At 51.9% G+C, this 17,238-nt stretch carries 12 protein-coding genes; all 12 read left to right on the forward strand.

The window, feature by feature from the left end:
- The first annotated feature begins 136 nt into the window (after window positions 1-136).
- The 12 genes from H1S01_RS14475 to H1S01_RS14530 all read left to right on the forward strand — a co-directional run bounded on the left by H1S01_RS14475 (window position 137) and on the right by H1S01_RS14530 (window position 17,191).
- Window positions 137-1,942 (forward strand): SulP family inorganic anion transporter, encoded by a 1,806-nt coding sequence (locus H1S01_RS14475; protein ID WP_188041139.1) that lies wholly within the window; start codon window positions 137-139, stop codon window positions 1,940-1,942.
- Between the two features lie 194 nt (window positions 1,943-2,136).
- The gene (locus H1S01_RS14480; RefSeq protein WP_188041140.1) at window positions 2,137-2,598 is read left to right on the forward strand and encodes an ECF transporter S component; all 462 of its coding nucleotides are present in this window, start codon (window positions 2,137-2,139) and stop codon (window positions 2,596-2,598) included.
- A 132-nt stretch (window positions 2,599-2,730) separates the two neighbouring features.
- Complete coding sequence (locus H1S01_RS14485; RefSeq protein ID WP_188041141.1) at window positions 2,731-4,911, forward strand: hybrid sensor histidine kinase/response regulator; 2,181 nt, start codon at window positions 2,731-2,733, stop codon at window positions 4,909-4,911.
- Between the two features lie 257 nt (window positions 4,912-5,168).
- Window positions 5,169-5,741, forward strand: a complete 573-nt coding sequence (locus H1S01_RS14490; RefSeq protein WP_188041142.1) for a glycerol-3-phosphate responsive antiterminator — start codon at window positions 5,169-5,171, stop codon at window positions 5,739-5,741.
- Window positions 5,742-6,225: 484 nt separating this feature from the next.
- Window positions 6,226-6,936 (forward strand): MIP/aquaporin family protein, encoded by a 711-nt coding sequence (locus tag H1S01_RS14495; RefSeq protein ID WP_188041143.1) that lies wholly within the window; start codon window positions 6,226-6,228, stop codon window positions 6,934-6,936.
- Window positions 6,937-7,044: 108 nt separating this feature from the next.
- Entirely contained in the window at window positions 7,045-8,547 is a 1,503-nt protein-coding gene (gene glpK, locus H1S01_RS14500; protein WP_188041144.1) for a glycerol kinase GlpK, read from the forward strand.
- 378 nt (window positions 8,548-8,925) lie between these two features.
- The gene (gene glpA / locus H1S01_RS14505) at window positions 8,926-10,536 is read left to right on the forward strand and encodes an anaerobic glycerol-3-phosphate dehydrogenase subunit GlpA (protein ID WP_188041145.1); all 1,611 of its coding nucleotides are present in this window, start codon (window positions 8,926-8,928) and stop codon (window positions 10,534-10,536) included.
- Entirely contained in the window at window positions 10,529-11,794 is a 1,266-nt protein-coding gene (glpB, locus tag H1S01_RS14510; protein ID WP_188041146.1) for an anaerobic glycerol-3-phosphate dehydrogenase subunit GlpB, read from the forward strand. The genes glpA and glpB overlap by 8 nt, the downstream gene beginning before the upstream one ends.
- The gene (locus H1S01_RS14515) at window positions 11,791-13,011 is read left to right on the forward strand and encodes an anaerobic glycerol-3-phosphate dehydrogenase subunit C (protein WP_188041147.1); all 1,221 of its coding nucleotides are present in this window, start codon (window positions 11,791-11,793) and stop codon (window positions 13,009-13,011) included. The genes glpB and H1S01_RS14515 overlap by 4 nt, the downstream gene beginning before the upstream one ends.
- A 29-nt stretch (window positions 13,012-13,040) precedes the next feature.
- Window positions 13,041-14,777: a pyruvate kinase gene (gene pyk, locus H1S01_RS14520; protein WP_188041148.1), complete on the forward strand. Its 1,737-nt coding sequence runs from the start codon at window positions 13,041-13,043 to the stop codon at window positions 14,775-14,777.
- A 200-nt stretch (window positions 14,778-14,977) separates the two neighbouring features.
- Entirely contained in the window at window positions 14,978-16,003 is a 1,026-nt protein-coding gene (gene gap, locus H1S01_RS14525) for a type I glyceraldehyde-3-phosphate dehydrogenase (RefSeq protein WP_188041149.1), read from the forward strand.
- A 3-nt stretch (window positions 16,004-16,006) separates the two neighbouring features.
- Window positions 16,007-17,191, forward strand: a complete 1,185-nt coding sequence (locus H1S01_RS14530; RefSeq protein WP_188041150.1) for a phosphoglycerate kinase — start codon at window positions 16,007-16,009, stop codon at window positions 17,189-17,191.
- Window positions 17,192-17,238 lie beyond the last annotated feature (47 nt).

A 17,238-nucleotide genomic window follows, 5' to 3' on the forward strand; every position in this document is an offset into this window, starting at 1 on the left:
GGCTTGGAAAGTCTGGGGGTCGGTTTGCCAGGTCCTATCCCTTGCACTATGATAAACTTTGTTGCCAAGAAACAGGGGCAGGACCTTCGCAGTGTCCTTTTCAACTTGATTTAGCGTAAGGGAGAGATGGAGAAGGATGCAGCGAAACTTTCCGGCATGGGGAAAACTTCAATTCACCGGTCGGATGGCCGGGTACTCGATGGAAAAGCTGCGTAAAGATTTGGTGGCCGGCATCACCGTCGGCATGGTAGCGATTCCGCTGGCTTTGGCTTTTGCCATCGCATCGGGAGCTACACCGGAGCAGGGGATTTATACGGCAGTTATCGCCGGGGCCTTGATCGCCCTTTTCGGCGGTTCCCATGTTCAAATCGGCGGACCTACCGGCGCATTTGTACCGCTTTTGTTTTCTATCATGATGACCTACGGCTACGATAATCTGCTGATCGCCGGGATGCTGGCCGGACTCTTTCTCATCTTTATGGGCTTAACCGGCATGGGGGCCTTGATCAAGTTCATTCCGCGCCCGGTCACGGTCGGTTTTACGGCGGGGATCGCCGTGATCATCTTTTTCGGACAAGTGGATACCTTTCTCGGCCTCCAAGGCGTCGTAAAACATAAAGACTTTATCGACAACGTCATTGAACTATCAAAGCACGTAGATACTGTCCAGTGGTCTAGCATTACCGTGGCGCTAGTCTGCCTAGTCTGTTTGCTCTTCTCGCACAAAATCGTGCCTGCTGTGCCTGGACCTCTGGTTGGTATCGTCGTATCGACGATTTTTGCTCATGTTGTCTTCGGCGGAAACGTGGAGACGATCGGTTCCAAGTTCGGCCAACTCTCTGGCGGCCTGCCTGCCTTTCATTGGCCCCATGTCACCCTGGATCAAATACAGAACATGGTCGGTCCTGCCTTGACGATCGCTGCGTTAGGCAGCATTGAATCGCTGCTTTCCTGTGTTGTCGCCGACGGTATGACCGGCAAACGTCACGACAGTAACCGCGAACTGATCGGACAGGGGATTGCCAACCTGGTGACGCCCCTCTTCGGGGGAATTCCGGCTACCGGAGCCATCGCCCGGACGGCGACGAATATCCGCAGCGGCGGTGCTACGCCTGTGGCTGCCCTCGTTCATTCCTTGACGGTCTTTCTTCTGATCTTAGTTTTCGCTCCCTTCGTCGCTCAGGTTCCACTCGTCAGCATGTCGCCGATCTTGATGCGTGTGGCCTGGAACATGAGTGACCGGAAGGAGTTCCTTCACCTTTTGCGTACCACTCGTAGTGACATGGCCGTCTTAATCGTCACCTTTGCCTTGACCGTAATTTTTGATCTCACTATTGCGGTCGGAATCGGGATGATCATCGCGGCAGCCTTGTTTATCAATGGAATGAGCGAGAGCCTGGCCATCCGCAAGGTTCTCCCGGAGGGACCTGACGAAAAATTGGCTCCTGAAGCGGTGACGCCAATCCATGACTGTCCACAGATCGCGATCTACACGATCGATGGGGCACTTTTCTTCGGTGCCGCTGCGATCTTTGAAAAGACTTTAACCGAGTCCATTCAATCGAAACCCAAGGTGCTCATCTTGCGCATGGGTCATGTACCCATGATGGATGCCACAGGAGAGATGGTGTTAGAGGATATCGTACACAACTTCCGTAAACGGGGAGGACGGATCCTGATCTCCGGGATCATGCCTCAACCGGAAGAATTGCTGCGAAAATCGGGCCTTTACGACAGTATCGGTGAAGAGCATTTCTTCAAGCGAACCGGTGCGGCCATCACCTCTGCGTTAAACCATATCGATCGCCATCGATGTGTTGGCTGTCCGCACAATGCCTTTTACGAATGCAGCCAGCTTTCGCAAGCGGAAAGTGGCATTAAGAAAGGTACTATTCAGACGGAGCAGCCTGTAAATTCCACTTTAGTACAAGAAAAAGCATGAGCTCCTTGCAAGACTGTGCAGGAACGGTTTTGAATAGAAAAAAGGCTGCCGAAATGCCGGCAGTCTTTTTCCCATTTAAAAAACAGGAATATGAAACTTGAAATAGAAATTTTGAATAGTAGTGTCCAATTTACGTGATGACGAATACAGAAAAAGCAGTTGCTTTAATACATGCTTAATTGAGGTGAACATACATGAATACGAGACTGTTGACGCGGACAGCGGTGTTGATCGCATTAGCCCTTGTGTTGCAACAAATCAAAGTTCAATGGATCGCAGGGCCGGCTGTCAATGCCCTTTTGATCATCGCTACAGGCTACAATGGGCTGTTGGGCGGAATTCTTCTCGGCTCCTTGACGCCGGTCTTAGCTTTTCTCATAGGGATTATGCCCCTCGCCATCGTTTTACCGGTTATCGCTGTGGGAAATATCCTGTTTTGTACCGTCTTTTATACGTTGAGGAAAAAAAGCGACTGGCTCGGTCTCGCTGCGGGTGCTCTATTAAAGTTTTCTTTTATGGCGTTGGCAGTCAATTACGTCATCCAGGTACGGCCTGCAGTGGCGAATGCTCTTTCCTTACCTCAACTGTTTACCGCGATCACCGGTGGATTCGTGGGAATAGTCCTGTTACGATACTTGAAACGAGAGGCCTTGTAAGGGGCCTTTTTCACTTGCAATTAATATCATTTTAATAGATTTTTCTAGAGTAAAAGGAAAATGCTCTCTTTTGTCAAAGAAGATGTTAAGAGTGACTCACTGGGATCGGGCGGCAATATCGGAGGTATCATGATGGACGAAGTAGGAACCGGATCAGGGGAAGGGCTCAAAGAGAAAGTAAGCGGAACTAGCATCTATTCCATTATCGTTCTTTTTGGCATTCTTTTGTCTTGTTTGATATGGGCGGTCATCATCGTTAAAGTGGGCGCCGATAAAGAAACGGAAATTCAGCGAACAATTCGGGAAAATGCCAATTTGGCGAGAGCCTTTGAAGAGCATGTGGTCAGCACGATTAAAAATGTAGACCAAACTTTGATGCTCCTGAAAACACAGTACGAAGAGGCCCCCAACTCAGAAAGTATCAAACGCATTGTTCGGCAAGGAATCATCACCAACCCGATCATTCACTGGTACGGCGTCGTTGACGAAAAGGGATCGATCGTTTACAGCAGTGTAAAGACGATTCCTGTAAATCTCACAGAACGACAACTGTTTCTTTCTCACCAAAGAAACACTAATACGGGAATATATATCAGCAGACCTGCCATGGAGAGTGGAGCAGGCCGGTGGTCTGTACAAATGACTCGGCGGATCAATAAACCCGATGGTTCTTTTGGCGGTGTTGTCTTCGTATCGGTGGATCCCAATTATTTCTCGCAGTTTTACCGGCAAGTGGACTTACATAAGAACGGATTGGTTGCCCTTGTAGGGACTGACGGAGTGATCCGCGCCCGTGAGTCGGGAGGTAACACCGAGGTAGGTCAAAACATCGGTTCCAGCGACCTTTTTCGAACGATTTTTGAAAATAAAAACGGAAATATCATCATCGACAGCCCTGTCGACCAAGTTAAGCGTATCTACGCCTACCGGACAATGAAGGAATATCCTTTTGCCGTTGTCGTCGCTGTGTCCGAGCAGGAAGCCCTTGACAACTATGAGACCCACCGGGCGAATTATTACTTTTGGGCCTTGATGGCGAGCATTATTATTACCGTTTTTTGTATTGCCCTCACGACCATGCTGGCCCGCCATCAAGAAATGACAGAAGAATTGCGTGAGAGCCAGTATAAGGCCGATGTAGCCGAGGTCGCCAATCGGGCAAAAAGCGAATTTCTGGCTGTCATGAGCCATGAGATCCGGACTCCTATGAACGGGATCATCGGGATGACCGATCTGCTGTTGGATACCCCCCTTGATGGAGAACAGAGACATTATGCGGGCATTATCCGTGACTCAGCCCGTCTTTTGCTGCACATCATCAACGATATTCTCGATATTTCTAAAATAGAGGCAGGCAAAATGGAGATTGAGAAGACACCGGTTGTTCTTGAAGAACTCGCTCGGGAGTCGACAAGTGTGGTGGCTGGAAAGGCGGAGTCGAAAGGGCTGCGTCTTGATGTGAAAATCAGCTCGACCATGGCTCCGGTCATCCTCGGTGATTCAGTGCGCTTGCGCCAAGTCCTGCTTAACCTTCTCGGAAACGCGGTGAAATTTACAGAAAGGGGAAGCATTTCTCTCGCCATCGCCCTCGAAGTTAATCCTGACGGGAAGAAGATGGTCCATTTCTCTGTCACCGACACGGGAATTGGGATTGCGCCTGAAGCTTGTGAACGCATCTTCGCCCCCTTCACCCAGGCGGACAGTTCGACGACACGTATGTACGGGGGGACAGGACTCGGTTTGACCATATGTGAGCGGCTCGTTAAGCTCATGGATGGGACTATCGGTGTGAACAGTGAACCTGGCAAGGGATCGACATTTTGGTTTACTATCCCCTATGAACCGTACTGGGAACTCATCGGAATAGAAGAGCTCAAGGGCAATCCAATCGCACCAGAGACAGCCGTAAGTCAGGAGTCGATCCGGTTTGTCGAAGGGGAAATCTTGTTGGTCGAAGACAACCCGATCAACCAGGAATTGCTCCTTCTCCAACTGCGCAAGCTCGGTGCTCAACGGGTGCAACTAGCGATCAACGGCCAAGAGGCCGCCTATATGGCTGCGGAACACCCCTTTGACCTCATCCTAATGGATTGTCAAATGCCGATCATGGACGGCTTTGAAGCGGCAAAACAGATTCGGGAGCGGGAGGCCAAGGAAGGCCCTTACACACCTATCGTGGCGATGACAGCTAACGTGTTGCAGGAAGACCGTGAAAAATGTCTCGCCGCAGGAATGGATGACTTTATTACCAAGCCCATCGATGTTGATCTTTTGAAAAAAGTCTTGGAACGCTGGCTTCCGCAGAAAGGCTAGATTACAGCACAGGATATAAGACCACCGATTCAAGGTGTTGGTTTATTGAACCAGCGCCTTTTATTTTTCTCTTGTTGAATCTGTTGTTGAAGCAGGAGATAATATTCTGATGGAGAATGATCGAACTGGAGCATGGAGGGGATGCTCTGAACTAATGAAACAAGAGAAAAACGCCGCACCGTGTCTGTAATGGTTACGTTCCCACGAGGGAATATAACTAATGAAAAGCACAATCTGGTTTCCGATGGAGGCGTAAGATGGACTTCTTGCAAGAGGTCATGAAGGGCAAAAGAGTCGGCGGGGCTATTCGACGCTTGGAAGATTTAGAAGAAGTTCTTCGGCACCCGAATATCCAGACGATTTTCCTGCTCGGCAGTGACATTAATCATGTTCCTACAGTGGTTAAGCGGGTAAAGGCTGTCGATAAAATACTGCTTGTCCATATTGACCTCATTGAAGGGGTAGGTAAAGACAAGGCAGGAATCCACCTCTTAAAACGCATGGGCATTCATGGTGTCGTCACGACCAAGTCGAATTTGGCCAAGTTTGCTATCGAAGAAGGCTTGTGGGTCGTACAGCGTATCTTCATCGTCGATTCGGAGTCGTTAAAAACGGCCATCCGCGTGGCTGGCGACGTCAGACCGAATGCCGTCGAGATCATGCCGGCGACAGTACCTCAATTTGTCATCGACGACTTAAAAAAATCGCTCGGACTTCCCGTATTGGCCGGGGGCCTCCTAAAAACGGAAGAATCCCTGAAAGAGGCCTTGGGCAAAGGGATAGACGCCGTGTCCACAAGCCTACGACATCTTTGGTCCAGTAAATTATAATTTTTTTAACATTCGAGCAGGAATTCGTGGTATGATGACGAATGTTATAACTAAGAACTTGATATTGGGTTAGGAGTAATGGAGATAACCCCTAAGAGGACACGACGCCCGTCGTGCCCTGTTAGGGGATTTTGATTTTTCCACCTCCTTTCTCGATTTCAGTTGTGTATAGCAGCCGCGGGATCACCCGTTTGCGAATCCTTGCAAATTGTTGCAATCTTATTGCAGATTATTGCAGATTTTTCGCAAATTTATTGTGGTTCGATAGTGGTTGTTATAATATGCACATTGAAAGGAGGATAGATAGATTTTTCTAAGTGCTTCGAGGTTACCGCCAAACGGTATACTCAGCAAGGGGAATGAAGTTCGAATTCAAGTAACGGAGCGTTTTGAAAAGAGAGAGAGAAACGAAAAGTCTGCCAAACGGATCCGTTGGTTCCAAGCTAAAAAGAACAAAAGGAAGCTATACAAGGAGGAATAATCAATGTCGCCATTTATGGGTGAACTCATCGGTACAGCGATCCTCATTCTTCTCGGTGACGGTGTTGTTGCCAACGTGGTACTCAACAAATCAAAAGCTCAAAATGCTGGCTGGATTGTCATCACCCTAGCATGGGCCTTTGCCGTTATGATGGGCGCCACAGCTGTAGGCCAATACAGCGGCGCACACTTAAACCCTGCCTTAACGATCGGTCTGGCTGCGATTGGTAAATTCCCTTGGGAACAAGTGCCTTCCTATATCGCTGCCCAAATGATCGGTGGTTTCATTGGCGCTGTTCTTGTTTATCTCTTCTTCCTACCCCACTGGAAAGAAACTGAGGATAAAGGCGCTAAACTGGCTGTTTTCTGTACCGGTCCTGCTATCTACAGTGTCCCCAACAACCTCTTCAGTGAAATCGTCGCTACTGCAATGCTTGTTCTCGGCATCTTGGCCATTGGCGCAAACCCATGGGCGGCAGGTCTTGGACCCCTTCCGGTTGCTGTCCTGATTGCTGTTCTTGGTATGTCCTTAGGCGGAACTACCGGATACGCGTTGAACCCTGCTCGTGACCTGGCTCCCCGGATTGCCCATGCCGTTCTCCCTATCGCTGGTAAAGGCGGCTCCGATTGGGGCTACTCCTGGATTCCTGTCGTCGGTCCGATCATCGGTGCAGTAGCCGGTGCTGTCTTCTACGCCACCTTCTTTGTAAAATAATCGTTCTGTAATCATCTTTCTGAACAGGCTTTTTCTTAAGTTATTTCGCTCCGGCATGTATACTGAATTCAATGAAATGAAAGCAGAAAAGAAGGAGTGTCTGGTTCAATGAGCAAAAAATTTATAATGGCTTTAGACCAAGGTACTACTAGCTGCCGTGCAATCCTCTTTGACAAAGACAGCAACATCGTCGGTGTCGCCCAAAAAGAATTCACCCAGATCTATCCGAAAGCCGGTTGGGTGGAACATGACGCCGAAGAAATTTGGAGCACCCAGTTTGGTGTTATCGCCGAACTGATCGCCAAAACGCAAATCAACCCCGAAGATATCGCTTCCATCGGTATCACCAAACAACGGGAAACGACTGTTGTTTGGGACAAGAATACCGGTAAGCCTGTATATAACGCGATTGTCTGGCAATGCCGCCGTACCACCGCTATCTGTGACGAACTGAAAGCTCGCGGCCTGGAAGAAACTTTCCGGACGAAAACCGGTCTGGTCGTAGACGCTTACTTCTCCGGCACTAAAGTGAAGTGGATCATGGACAACGTGGAAGGCGTCCGTGAGCGTGCCGAAAAAGGCGACCTGTTGTTCGGTACCATGGATACTTGGCTCATCTGGAAGCTGACCGCCGGCAAGGTTCATGTCACCGACTACTCCAATGCTTCCCGTACCCTCATGTACAACATCCGTGAACTGAAATGGGACGCCGAACTGTTGGAAGCCTTGAATGTTCCTGCTTCCATGCTTCCCGAAGTTCGTCCTTCCAGTGAGGTCTATGGTTGCACAGCTCCTGACAATTTCCTCGGTCATTCCATTCCTATCGCTGGTGTCGCTGGTGACCAGCAGGCTGCCCTCTTCGGTCAAGCTTGCTACGAGCCCGGCATGGCGAAAAACACCTATGGTACCGGCTGCTTCATGCTCATGAACACCGGCGACAAACTGTTTGACTCCAAAAACGGTCTCTTGACCACCATCGCCTGGGGTCTCGACGGTAAAGTCGAATATGCTCTGGAAGGCAGCATTTTCATCGCCGGCGCCGCTATCCAATGGCTCCGCGACGGTCTGAAAATCCTTGAAGCTGCTCCTGATTCGGAATACTTCGCTGGAAAAGTGAAAGACACCGACGGCGTGTATATGGTTCCTGCCTTCGCTGGTCTCGGCGCTCCCTACTGGGATATGCGCGCTCGCGGTGCTATCGTCGGTCTGACCCGCGGTACCACCAAGGCTCACATCATCCGGGCTACCCTGGAGTCTCTGGCTTATCAGACCAAAGACGTCCTGGGCGCTATGGAAGCTGACTCCGAGATCAAACTGCAAGCGCTCAAAGTGGATGGCGGCGCTGTTGCCAACAACCTGCTCATGCAGTTCCAAGCGGACATCCTCGGCGTTCCCGTCGATCGCCCGCAAGTCATCGAAACGACGGCTCTTGGTGCGGCCTATCTGGCCGGTCTGGCTGTTGGCTTCTGGACATCCAAAGAAGAGCTGGCCAAGCGTTGGAAGCTGGACAATCGTTTCGAAAACGAAATGGCCGAAGAAAAACGGGCCAAACTCTATGGTGGCTGGAAACGTGCTGTGACCCGCAGCATGGACTGGGAACTGGAAGACTAATCGCCTTTTCTCTACGAGGTTCTTCATGAAAGTTCTACCACACAGTGTCCGGGATACAGTCCCGGCACTGTGTGGCCTACACTGTATCCTCTAGCAGATAGATTGTACCCCTAAGCTAAAATTTTCTTGCAAAATAAACACTAAAGTAGTCATTTTAGATCTTGTGCAAATTAGTGCAAATGAATACAATAAAAACAAATCAACAAACATGACGATTCGGACGCTCGTCAGAGCCATTGATATATAAGATCCACTGATGGACAACTTGATATTCGGCTTGTGAGATGGAGAAGCCGCGCGATCCCAGGGCCCGCCCTGGATTGTGCGGCTTTGTTCATATAAAAAAACAGCACCTTTAACAGCAACGGAGGTTGAAATATGGCAACCGAGAAAGTACAAGTCGTCGTCGTAGGTGGCGGCGCCACCGGTACAGGAATCCTTCGGGACTTAGCCATGCGGGGGATATCGGCTCTCCTGGTGGAGCAGGGCGACTTAGCCCACGGCACCAGTTCCCGCTTCCACGGGCTGCTGCACAGTGGCGGTCGGTACGCCGTCAAAGATCAGGAAGCAGCCAAAGAGTGTCTCGAAGAGAACATGATCCTTCGCCGCATCGCCTCGGACTGCGTCGAACCGACAGGCGGCCTTTTCGCAGCACTGCCTGAAGACGATCCGGCCTATGCCGAGAAGTGGGTAAAAGCCTGTGCTGAATCGGGTATCAAGACAGAAGAGCTGAACATCAAAGAACTGTTGAAAAAGTACCCTGTCTTATCGCCACGCATCACAAAAGCCTATAGCACTCCTGACGCCGCTGTAGACGGCTTCCGCCTCCTCTGGAGCAACGTCAACTCGGCACGCCGTTACGGAGCCAAGATGGTCACCTATCATAAGCTCTCTGCCGTGTACCGGGCGAACGGCGCCATCACCGGAGTCGAATTGACGAACACCCTCAATGGAGAAATCACCTCCGTGGAATGCCAAATGGTCATCAATGCTGCCGGCGCTTGGGCCGGAGAAGTAGCTGCCATGGCCGGACTGGAAATCCACATGATTAAAGATAAAGGAACCTTGCTTGCCTTCAACCACCGCCTGACAAACCAGGTGGTCAACCGCTTACGGCCGCCGGGGGACGCTGATATTTTCGTCCCCCACGGCACAATCACCCTCCTGGGTACCACTTCTATCGCTGTAGAAGATCCCAATTCCACAAAACCGAGCGAGATTGAAGTCGAAAACATGCTGAATATCGGCCGTGAGACGATGCCGAATATCGATAACTACCGCATTATCCGTGCCTTCGCCGGTGTACGTCCTCTCTACCAGGCGAACAAAGGCGCAGGTGGTCGTGCAGTGACCCGGAACTTTGCTCTCATCGACCATGAACAAAAAGATGGTCTCAAAGGTCTCGTCAGCATCGTCGGCGGTAAATTCACCACTTACCGGTTGATGGCGGAAAAGACCGTCGACTTAGCCGCCAAAAAGCTTGGCAACAACACTCCCTGCCGGACGGCTGAAGAGCCTTTGACCCAACCGGTCACCTCAGAAATGCTGGAACGGGGCAAAAAAGTCTTCGGCGTTCCTGGATACAAAAAAGCAGCGGAGCGGCTTGGCGATGCTTACGGAAAAGTCGTGGAAAAAGCCGAGCAAGACCCATCCATGCGCCGAATGTTCTGTGAATGCGAACTGGTTAGTGCATCCGAAATCGATTATGTCGCCAAAGACGGCGACAGCAAGACCTTGAGCGATATCCGTCGCAAGACTCGGATGGGCATGGGAACTTGTCAAGGCATCTTCTGCAGCTATCGCACATTAGGGGCATTAGGCAATAATCCCCAGTTTACCGTAGGCCACCGTGAATTCATCACCGAATTCCTGCAAAACCGCTGGCGGGGCATTCGGCCCGTTCTCTGGGGTCAACAACTACGGGAAACACAACTATCGACAGGCATTTTCTGCTCACTCTTCGGAATGGAGCGTATGAATGATGAATAAAAAAACGGACGTTCTCGTCATCGGCGCCGGCCTTTCCGGAATGATGGCCGCCGCTAGGGCCGCTCAGTCTGGGAAGAAGGTCACCTTGCTCACCAAGGGCATGGGAACATTGAGTCTTACCTCGGGCTGCATCGACCTCTGGGGTTACGAAGTGGACAACCCGAAGCAGCCTTGCGGCAGCCCCTTTGCCCAGATTCAGAAGGTGGTCGAGCAAAACCCCAGTCACCCTTATGCCAAAGTCTACGACGTCTTGAAAGAGAGCTTGACTTTCTTCCAGGGGATTTGCGATAAGGACGGACTGACCTATCGAGACAATGGGGGAGAGAACTGGCTCTTACCCACCGCTGTTGGCACCCTGCGGCCGACCTACCTGGCTCCAACTTCGATGGCCGTAAAAGACTTAAATAAAGTAAAACAAATCGTCGTTGCCGGTTTTGACGAACTGAAGGATTTTTATCCGGAAGTGCTGGTGACGAACTTGAAAAAAAGCAAGCTTCTGCGTCCCGACTGTGAACTCACTGTGGCCCACCTAAAAAGCGGCTGGAAAAAACTCTATGCCACTTCCTTGGCCCACCGCTTAGAACAGCCGGAAGGGCAGCGAGAAGTGATCCGGCAGCTAAAACCCTTGATCAAACCGGGAGCCATCGTCCTCTTCCCGCCGGCTCTGGGTGAGCGTCGCGACATTGACGTGGCTGGCCTAATCTCGAAAGGTTTGGGTTGTCCCGTCTACGAAGTGACCAACCTTCCCCCAGCCCTGCCTGGACAGCGCCTGCAAGATTTGTTCCTGAAATACCTGAAAAATCAAGGCGTTACCGTGATTCTTAGCAGCACCGTCACCGGTGCCCAAGTGGCGGGAAACCGCTGCAGCCATGTTACCGCAGAAGGTGCCGGCAAGACCTTCACCATATCAGCCCAGACCTACATCTTGGCGACGGGTTCCTTCGTCGGCGGCGGATTCGATTCGAAACCGGGCCAAATCGAAGAAACGATCTTCGGCCTGCCGATCAATACTGGTGATGGCAAGTGGGCTTCCGGTGAATTCCTCTCCCTCAAAGGTCACCCTTTCAACCGTTTCGGTATCGATGTGAACGATCGTCTGCAGCCCGTCGATGGACAAAGCAAAGTGATCCTCGAGAATGTCCTCGTCACTGGTGCCAATCTGGCGGGCAGCGAATTTTCGATCGAAAAATGCGGCAACGGCGTAGCCCTGGCATCGGGCTTTAAGGCCGGGAAACTGGCTGGGGAGGTGTCACGATGACCCAGAAGCATGACAAACATCTTATCTTAGACAACTGTATCAAATGCTCGATCTGCGTGGCCAACTGCCCCGTCGTCAAGGTGACTGATAAATATGCCGGCCCCAAACAAAACGGACCGGACTTAGAACGCTTCCGTCTCGACGAACCACGGGCCGTCCATCCTTCTATCGAGTACTGCAGCAACTGTAAAACTTGTGACGTCGTTTGTCCCTCCGGTGTAAACGTCTCAGCCATGAACTGCAAGGCCAAAGGAGAATATGTGGCCCTCCACGGGGCACCCATTCGGGACCAGGTCTTAGGCCGAGTGGAACTGATCTGTAAAGCCGCTCAAATCGCCCCTGCGTTAGTCAACTGGGCTGCCAATGTAAAACCCTTCCGGGCCATTGGTGAAGCCACGTTTGGCGTGGCTGCTGACATGCCTTTTCCCCGTTTTGCCAGCCGCACCTTCCTCCAGCAATATAAGCCGAAAAAAATCAACAACCCCAAAGGAAAAGTCCTTTACTACCCTGGCTGCTATGTAAACTACTACACTCCTCAAGTCGGTCTTGCTTTAGCGGAAGTCTTTGCTCATAACGGCATCGAAATGGTGGTCGACTCCTTCAACTGCTGCGGCCTGCCGACCGTTTCCAACGGCCTCACCGAGGTCGCCAAAGGGTACGCTCGAAACAACGTGGCGAAACTGAACAGCTACATCGAAAAGGGTTACAAAATCATCACGACCTGCCCGAGTTGCAACTTGACCCTGCGGCAGGAATACCATGAACTTTTCGATATGGACACCGTACGTATCAACAACGAAACCTATGATGCTTTTGAATACCTGCTCATGCTCCACGAAGCAGGAAAACTTGACACACGCCTCAAGGCGCTGCCGCAACGCTTTGGCTACCATCAGCCTTGTCACCTCCGGTCTGTCGGTTTTGGCATTCCATCCCTCGAAATCCTGCGCCTCATTCCTCAACTAGAAGTTCATAACCTTGAAGCGGGCTGCTGCGGCCTCTCCGGCAGTTATGGATTCAAGAAAGAAAAGTACCCCATCAGCCAGGAAATCGGCCAGAACGTGGTCCAAGCGATCCAAGAGGCTGGTGTCACCCAGAACATCACCGAATGCGGCATGTGCCAACTGCAAATCAACCACCTCAGCGGACTGCCGATTCACCATCCCATTCAACTGCTGGCCGAAGCGTACGGCCTCCCCAGTTACCTGCCCAAGTAAGGGGCCAGTGATCCAGAAAGGGGTAAGGAATGCGTAGAACGAAAATCGTCTGCACCATCGGGCCGGCCAGCGAAAATATCGAAACCTTAAAAGATATGATGCGTGCTGGCATGAACGTGGCCCGCCTCAACTTTTCCCACGGTTCTCATGAAGAGCACGGCCAGCGGATGGAAAACATCCGCCAGGCTGCTGCCGAACTTGGAATGAACGTGGCCATTCTCCTTGACACGAAAGGTCCCGAGATCCGCCTTCGTGAATTTGCCGCACCGCCCATCATGCTCGAAGCCGGGCAAGCCTTCACGCTGACCACCGAAGCGGTATTAGGCGATGCTGAAAAAGTCTCCATCACCTATGAAGACCTGCCACAGGACGTCACAACAGGAGACAAGATTCTCATCGATGACGGCCTCATTGAACTGCAAGTGGAATCGGTCGAAGGACCGGAGATTCGCTGCCGCGTGCTCAACGGCGGCAAAGTATCGAATAAAAAAGGCGTCAACGTCCCAGGGATCAAAATCAACCTCCCGTCGGTCACCGAAAAGGATATCGCCGATATCCAGTTCGGTATCGCCCAGAAGGTCGATTTTATCGCCGCCTCTTTCGTCCGCAAAGCGGCTGATGTACTCGCCATTCGCAAGATCCTCGAAGAAGCCGGTGCGACCATCGACATCATCTCCAAGATCGAAAGCAGAGAAGCCATCGATAATCTCGATGAGATCGTCCATGCCTCCGACGGGATCATGGTTGCTCGGGGCGACCTGGGTGTAGAAATCCCTGCGGAGGAAGTCCCCATCATTCAAAAATCCCTGATCGCCCAGTGTAACCGCTTAGGCAAGCCCGTCATCACAGCGACACAAATGCTCGACTCCATGATCAACAATCCTCGTCCCACCCGGGCTGAAGCGAGCGACGTGGCCAACGCCATCTTCGACGGTACCGATGCCATCATGCTCTCTGGTGAAACGGCCAACGGAAAATATCCCCTCATCACCGTCAAAACGATGGACCGTATCGCCCGCCGTGCCGAAGAAGCGCTGACCTGGGGACAACCCCATCAGGGCGAACGGAACAATGTGACTGATGCTATCGGACAATCTGTCTGTGTGGCAGCGGACCAACTCGATGCGGCCGCCATCGTTACAGCGACGGCTAGCGGCTACACCGCACGGATGATCGCCCGTTACAGGCCCAAGTCTCCCATCGTTGCGGCCACACCCGATCCGGCTGTCATGCGCCGTTTGGCTCTCGTCTGGGGCGTCGTTCCCTTACTCACAGAAAAAGTCATCGATACGGACCAGATGATCTCCTCGGCGGTAGATGCCGCAGTCGACCATGGCGTCGTCAAGGGTGGCGACTTAGTCGTCATCACCGCTGGAGTACCGGTCGGCGTCCAAGGCTCGACCAACTTGATGAAAATCCATACCGTCGGGACGGCCGCCGCCCAGGGTTCAGGGATCATCGCCAAATCGGTAGCCGGCCGGGTGCGGGTCTGTGTCACCGCCAAAGAGGCTGCTGAACTGAAACCGGGTGAAATCCTGGTGGCCATCGGTACAGACTCTGATTATGTGCCCTACCTAAAGCATGCCGCCGCTATCGTCTGCGAAGAAGGCGGGCTCACCTCTCATGGCGCAATCATGGCGTTAGAGTATAAAGTACCTGTCGTCGTCGGTGTGGACAATGCCACATCGATCTTTAAGACGGGAGAAGTAGTGACTGTCGATGGACAGCGGGGCTTGATCTACCGGGGAATGGCAAGAGTTCTGTAACTCGCAGAAAAGCGTTGTGATCCTTAGCAAAAACTAACCCATTTACAATGCGATGTCTTCCCTAGACCTCACGGCTTTCATTGGCTTATAGAACTTGATATTTTGCCGGGAGTTGTAGAAAAGGCCGCCAATCAGGTTTAAGAACCTGTTGGTGGCCTATTTTTAAAAGGCTATCAGAATATTTTAGGAGGAATACAAAAATGACTACAAAAATTGCCATCAACGGGTTTGGTCGAATCGGACGTAACGTACTGCGGGCCATGCTGAAAAAGAACATGTTCCATGCCGGCTCTCCCCTCGAAATCGTCGCCATCAACGACCTCACCGATCCCAAAACGCTGGCTCATTTGCTCAAATATGACTCCATCCATGGCGAACTGCCCTGTGAAGTCGAAGTATCCGAAAAGTCCATCTATGTCGACGGCAAAGAGATCAAGGTATGTGCCGAAAGAGACCCCGGTCAACTCCCTTGGAAAGAACTCGGTGTCGATATCGTCGTTGAATCGACTGGCCGTTTCGTCTCCGGTCCTGACGCGAGCAAGCATATCCAAGCCGGTGCGAAAAAAGTCATCATCTCTGCGCCGGGTAAAGACATCGATGCCACCTTCGTCATGGGCGTAAACGACCATACATACGATCCTGCCAACCATCACGTCGTCTCCAACGCCTCCTGCACGACTAACTGCTTAGCTCCCTTTGCCAAAGTGCTTCATGAGAAGTTCGGTATCGTCGAAGGCTTGATGACCACCGTTCACGCCTATACGAACGATCAGCAGATCTTAGATCTTCCCCATAAAGACCTCCGCCGGGCTCGCGCTGCCGCCATGTCGATTATCCCGACTTCCACAGGCGCTGCCAAAGCGGTCGCTCTCGTACTGCCTGAACTGAAAGGCAAACTGAACGGTTTCGCCATGCGTGTACCGACGCCCAACGTCTCTGTCGTCGACCTGGTCGTCAACCTGGCTAAGCCGGCTACCGTGGAAGAGATCAACAGCGCCCTGCAAGAAGCAGCCGAAGGACCGCTGAAAGGTATCTTAGCTTTCTGCAAACTGCCTCTCGTATCGAACGACTTCAAAGGCAACCCGAACTCCTCCATCATCGACGGCCTGTCGACGATGACCTTGGGAGACAAAATGGTCAAAGTCGTATCCTGGTATGACAACGAGTGGGGCTACTCCAACCGTGTCGTTGACCTGGCTGCCATGATGGCCGAAAAGGGGCTCTAAATCATGCAGAAACAGTCCATTCGCGATATTGATGTTCAAGGCAAGCGCCTCTTTGTGCGAGAGGACTTCAATGTTCCTTTGAAAAACGGCGTCATCACCGATGACACCCGCATCCGGATGACATTACCGACGATCCAATACCTCGTCGAAAGGGGAGCCAAGGTGATCTTGGCTTCCCACTTGGGCCGGCCGAAGGGACAGGTCGCCGAAGAGTACCGCTTGACGCCTGTTGCTCAGCGTCTCTCGGAACTGCTCGGCAAAGAAGTCATCAAGGTCAATGATTCGATCGGACCCGAAGTGAAAGCTGCTGTGGATCGCATGGTCGATGGCGATGTGCTTCTTTTAGAGAACGTTCGTTTTTATAACGAAGAAACCAAAAACGATCCGGCCTATGCGAAGCAGTTGGCCGAACTGGCCGACGTCTTTGTCAACGACGCTTTTGGCACATCCCACCGGGCCCATGCCTCTACGGCAGGCGTCGCCGATTACCTTCCTGCAGTCGCCGGTTTCCTCATGGAAAAGGAACTGATGATGATGGGCAAGGCTCTTGACAAGGCGGAACGTCCCTTTGCCGCGGTCATCGGCGGGGCTAAAGTTTCCGATAAGATCGGTGTCATTGAAAACCTGCTGACCAAAGTGGATGTCCTGATCATCGGCGGAGGAATGGCCAACACGTTCCTGCGGGCGCAGGGATACGAGATCGGTAAGTCCCTGGTGGAACCGGATAAAGTGGAACTGGCCACCGAACTGATCTTCCGGGCGAAAGCCAAAGGTGTACAACTGCTGCTGCCGACCGACGTCGTAGTCGCCCAGGAATTCAAAGCTGGTGCTAACCAGAAGACCGTAGCCATTGAATCTATCGAAGAGGATTGGATGGTTTTAGACGTCGGTTCGAAGACAGCTGCCGCTTATGCAGCGGTTGTCGAAAAAGCAGCCACCGTTATCTGGAATGGTCCCATGGGAGTCTTTGAAATCGACGACTTCGCCAAAGGAACGGAAGCGGTGGCCCGGGCCATGGCCGTATGCCAAGGTACGACCATCATCGGCGGTGGCGACTCCGTAGCTGCTGTCAACAAAGTCGGGGTAGCCGATCAGATGAGCCATATCTCCACCGGCGGCGGTGCGTCTCTCGAATTCTTAGAGGGAAAAGTGTTGCCCGGTGTGGCTGCATTGAAGGATTCTATCTGACCATTTCCGTTCTAGGTGATGGCTCACTTAGACGAGACATGGTGACA

The organism is Heliobacterium chlorum, from assembly GCF_014502795.1.
In the GTDB taxonomy this organism is placed as follows: Bacteria; Bacillota; Desulfitobacteriia; order Heliobacteriales; family Heliobacteriaceae; genus Heliobacterium; species Heliobacterium chlorum.

Bases quoted from the DNA above. Each gene is read 5' to 3' on its own strand.
- pyk (WP_188041148.1), top strand. From the start codon at position 13,041: ATGCGTAGAACGAAAATCGTCTGCACCATCGGGCCGGCCAGCGAAAAT.
- glpK (WP_188041144.1), top strand. From the start codon at position 7,045: ATGAGCAAAAAATTTATAATGGCTTTAGACCAAGGTACTACTAGCTGC.
- H1S01_RS14490 (WP_188041142.1), top strand. From the start codon at position 5,169: ATGGACTTCTTGCAAGAGGTCATGAAGGGCAAAAGAGTCGGCGGGGCT.
- H1S01_RS14475 (WP_188041139.1), top strand. From the start codon at position 137: ATGCAGCGAAACTTTCCGGCATGGGGAAAACTTCAATTCACCGGTCGG.
- gap (WP_188041149.1), top strand. From the start codon at position 14,978: ATGACTACAAAAATTGCCATCAACGGGTTTGGTCGAATCGGACGTAAC.
- H1S01_RS14485 (WP_188041141.1), top strand. From the start codon at position 2,731: ATGGACGAAGTAGGAACCGGATCAGGGGAAGGGCTCAAAGAGAAAGTA.
- glpA (WP_188041145.1), top strand. From the start codon at position 8,926: ATGGCAACCGAGAAAGTACAAGTCGTCGTCGTAGGTGGCGGCGCCACC.
- H1S01_RS14515 (WP_188041147.1), top strand. From the start codon at position 11,791: ATGACCCAGAAGCATGACAAACATCTTATCTTAGACAACTGTATCAAA.
- glpB (WP_188041146.1), top strand. From the start codon at position 10,529: ATGAATAAAAAAACGGACGTTCTCGTCATCGGCGCCGGCCTTTCCGGA.
- H1S01_RS14495 (WP_188041143.1), top strand. From the start codon at position 6,226: ATGTCGCCATTTATGGGTGAACTCATCGGTACAGCGATCCTCATTCTT.
- H1S01_RS14530 (WP_188041150.1), top strand. From the start codon at position 16,007: ATGCAGAAACAGTCCATTCGCGATATTGATGTTCAAGGCAAGCGCCTC.
- H1S01_RS14480 (WP_188041140.1), top strand. From the start codon at position 2,137: ATGAATACGAGACTGTTGACGCGGACAGCGGTGTTGATCGCATTAGCC.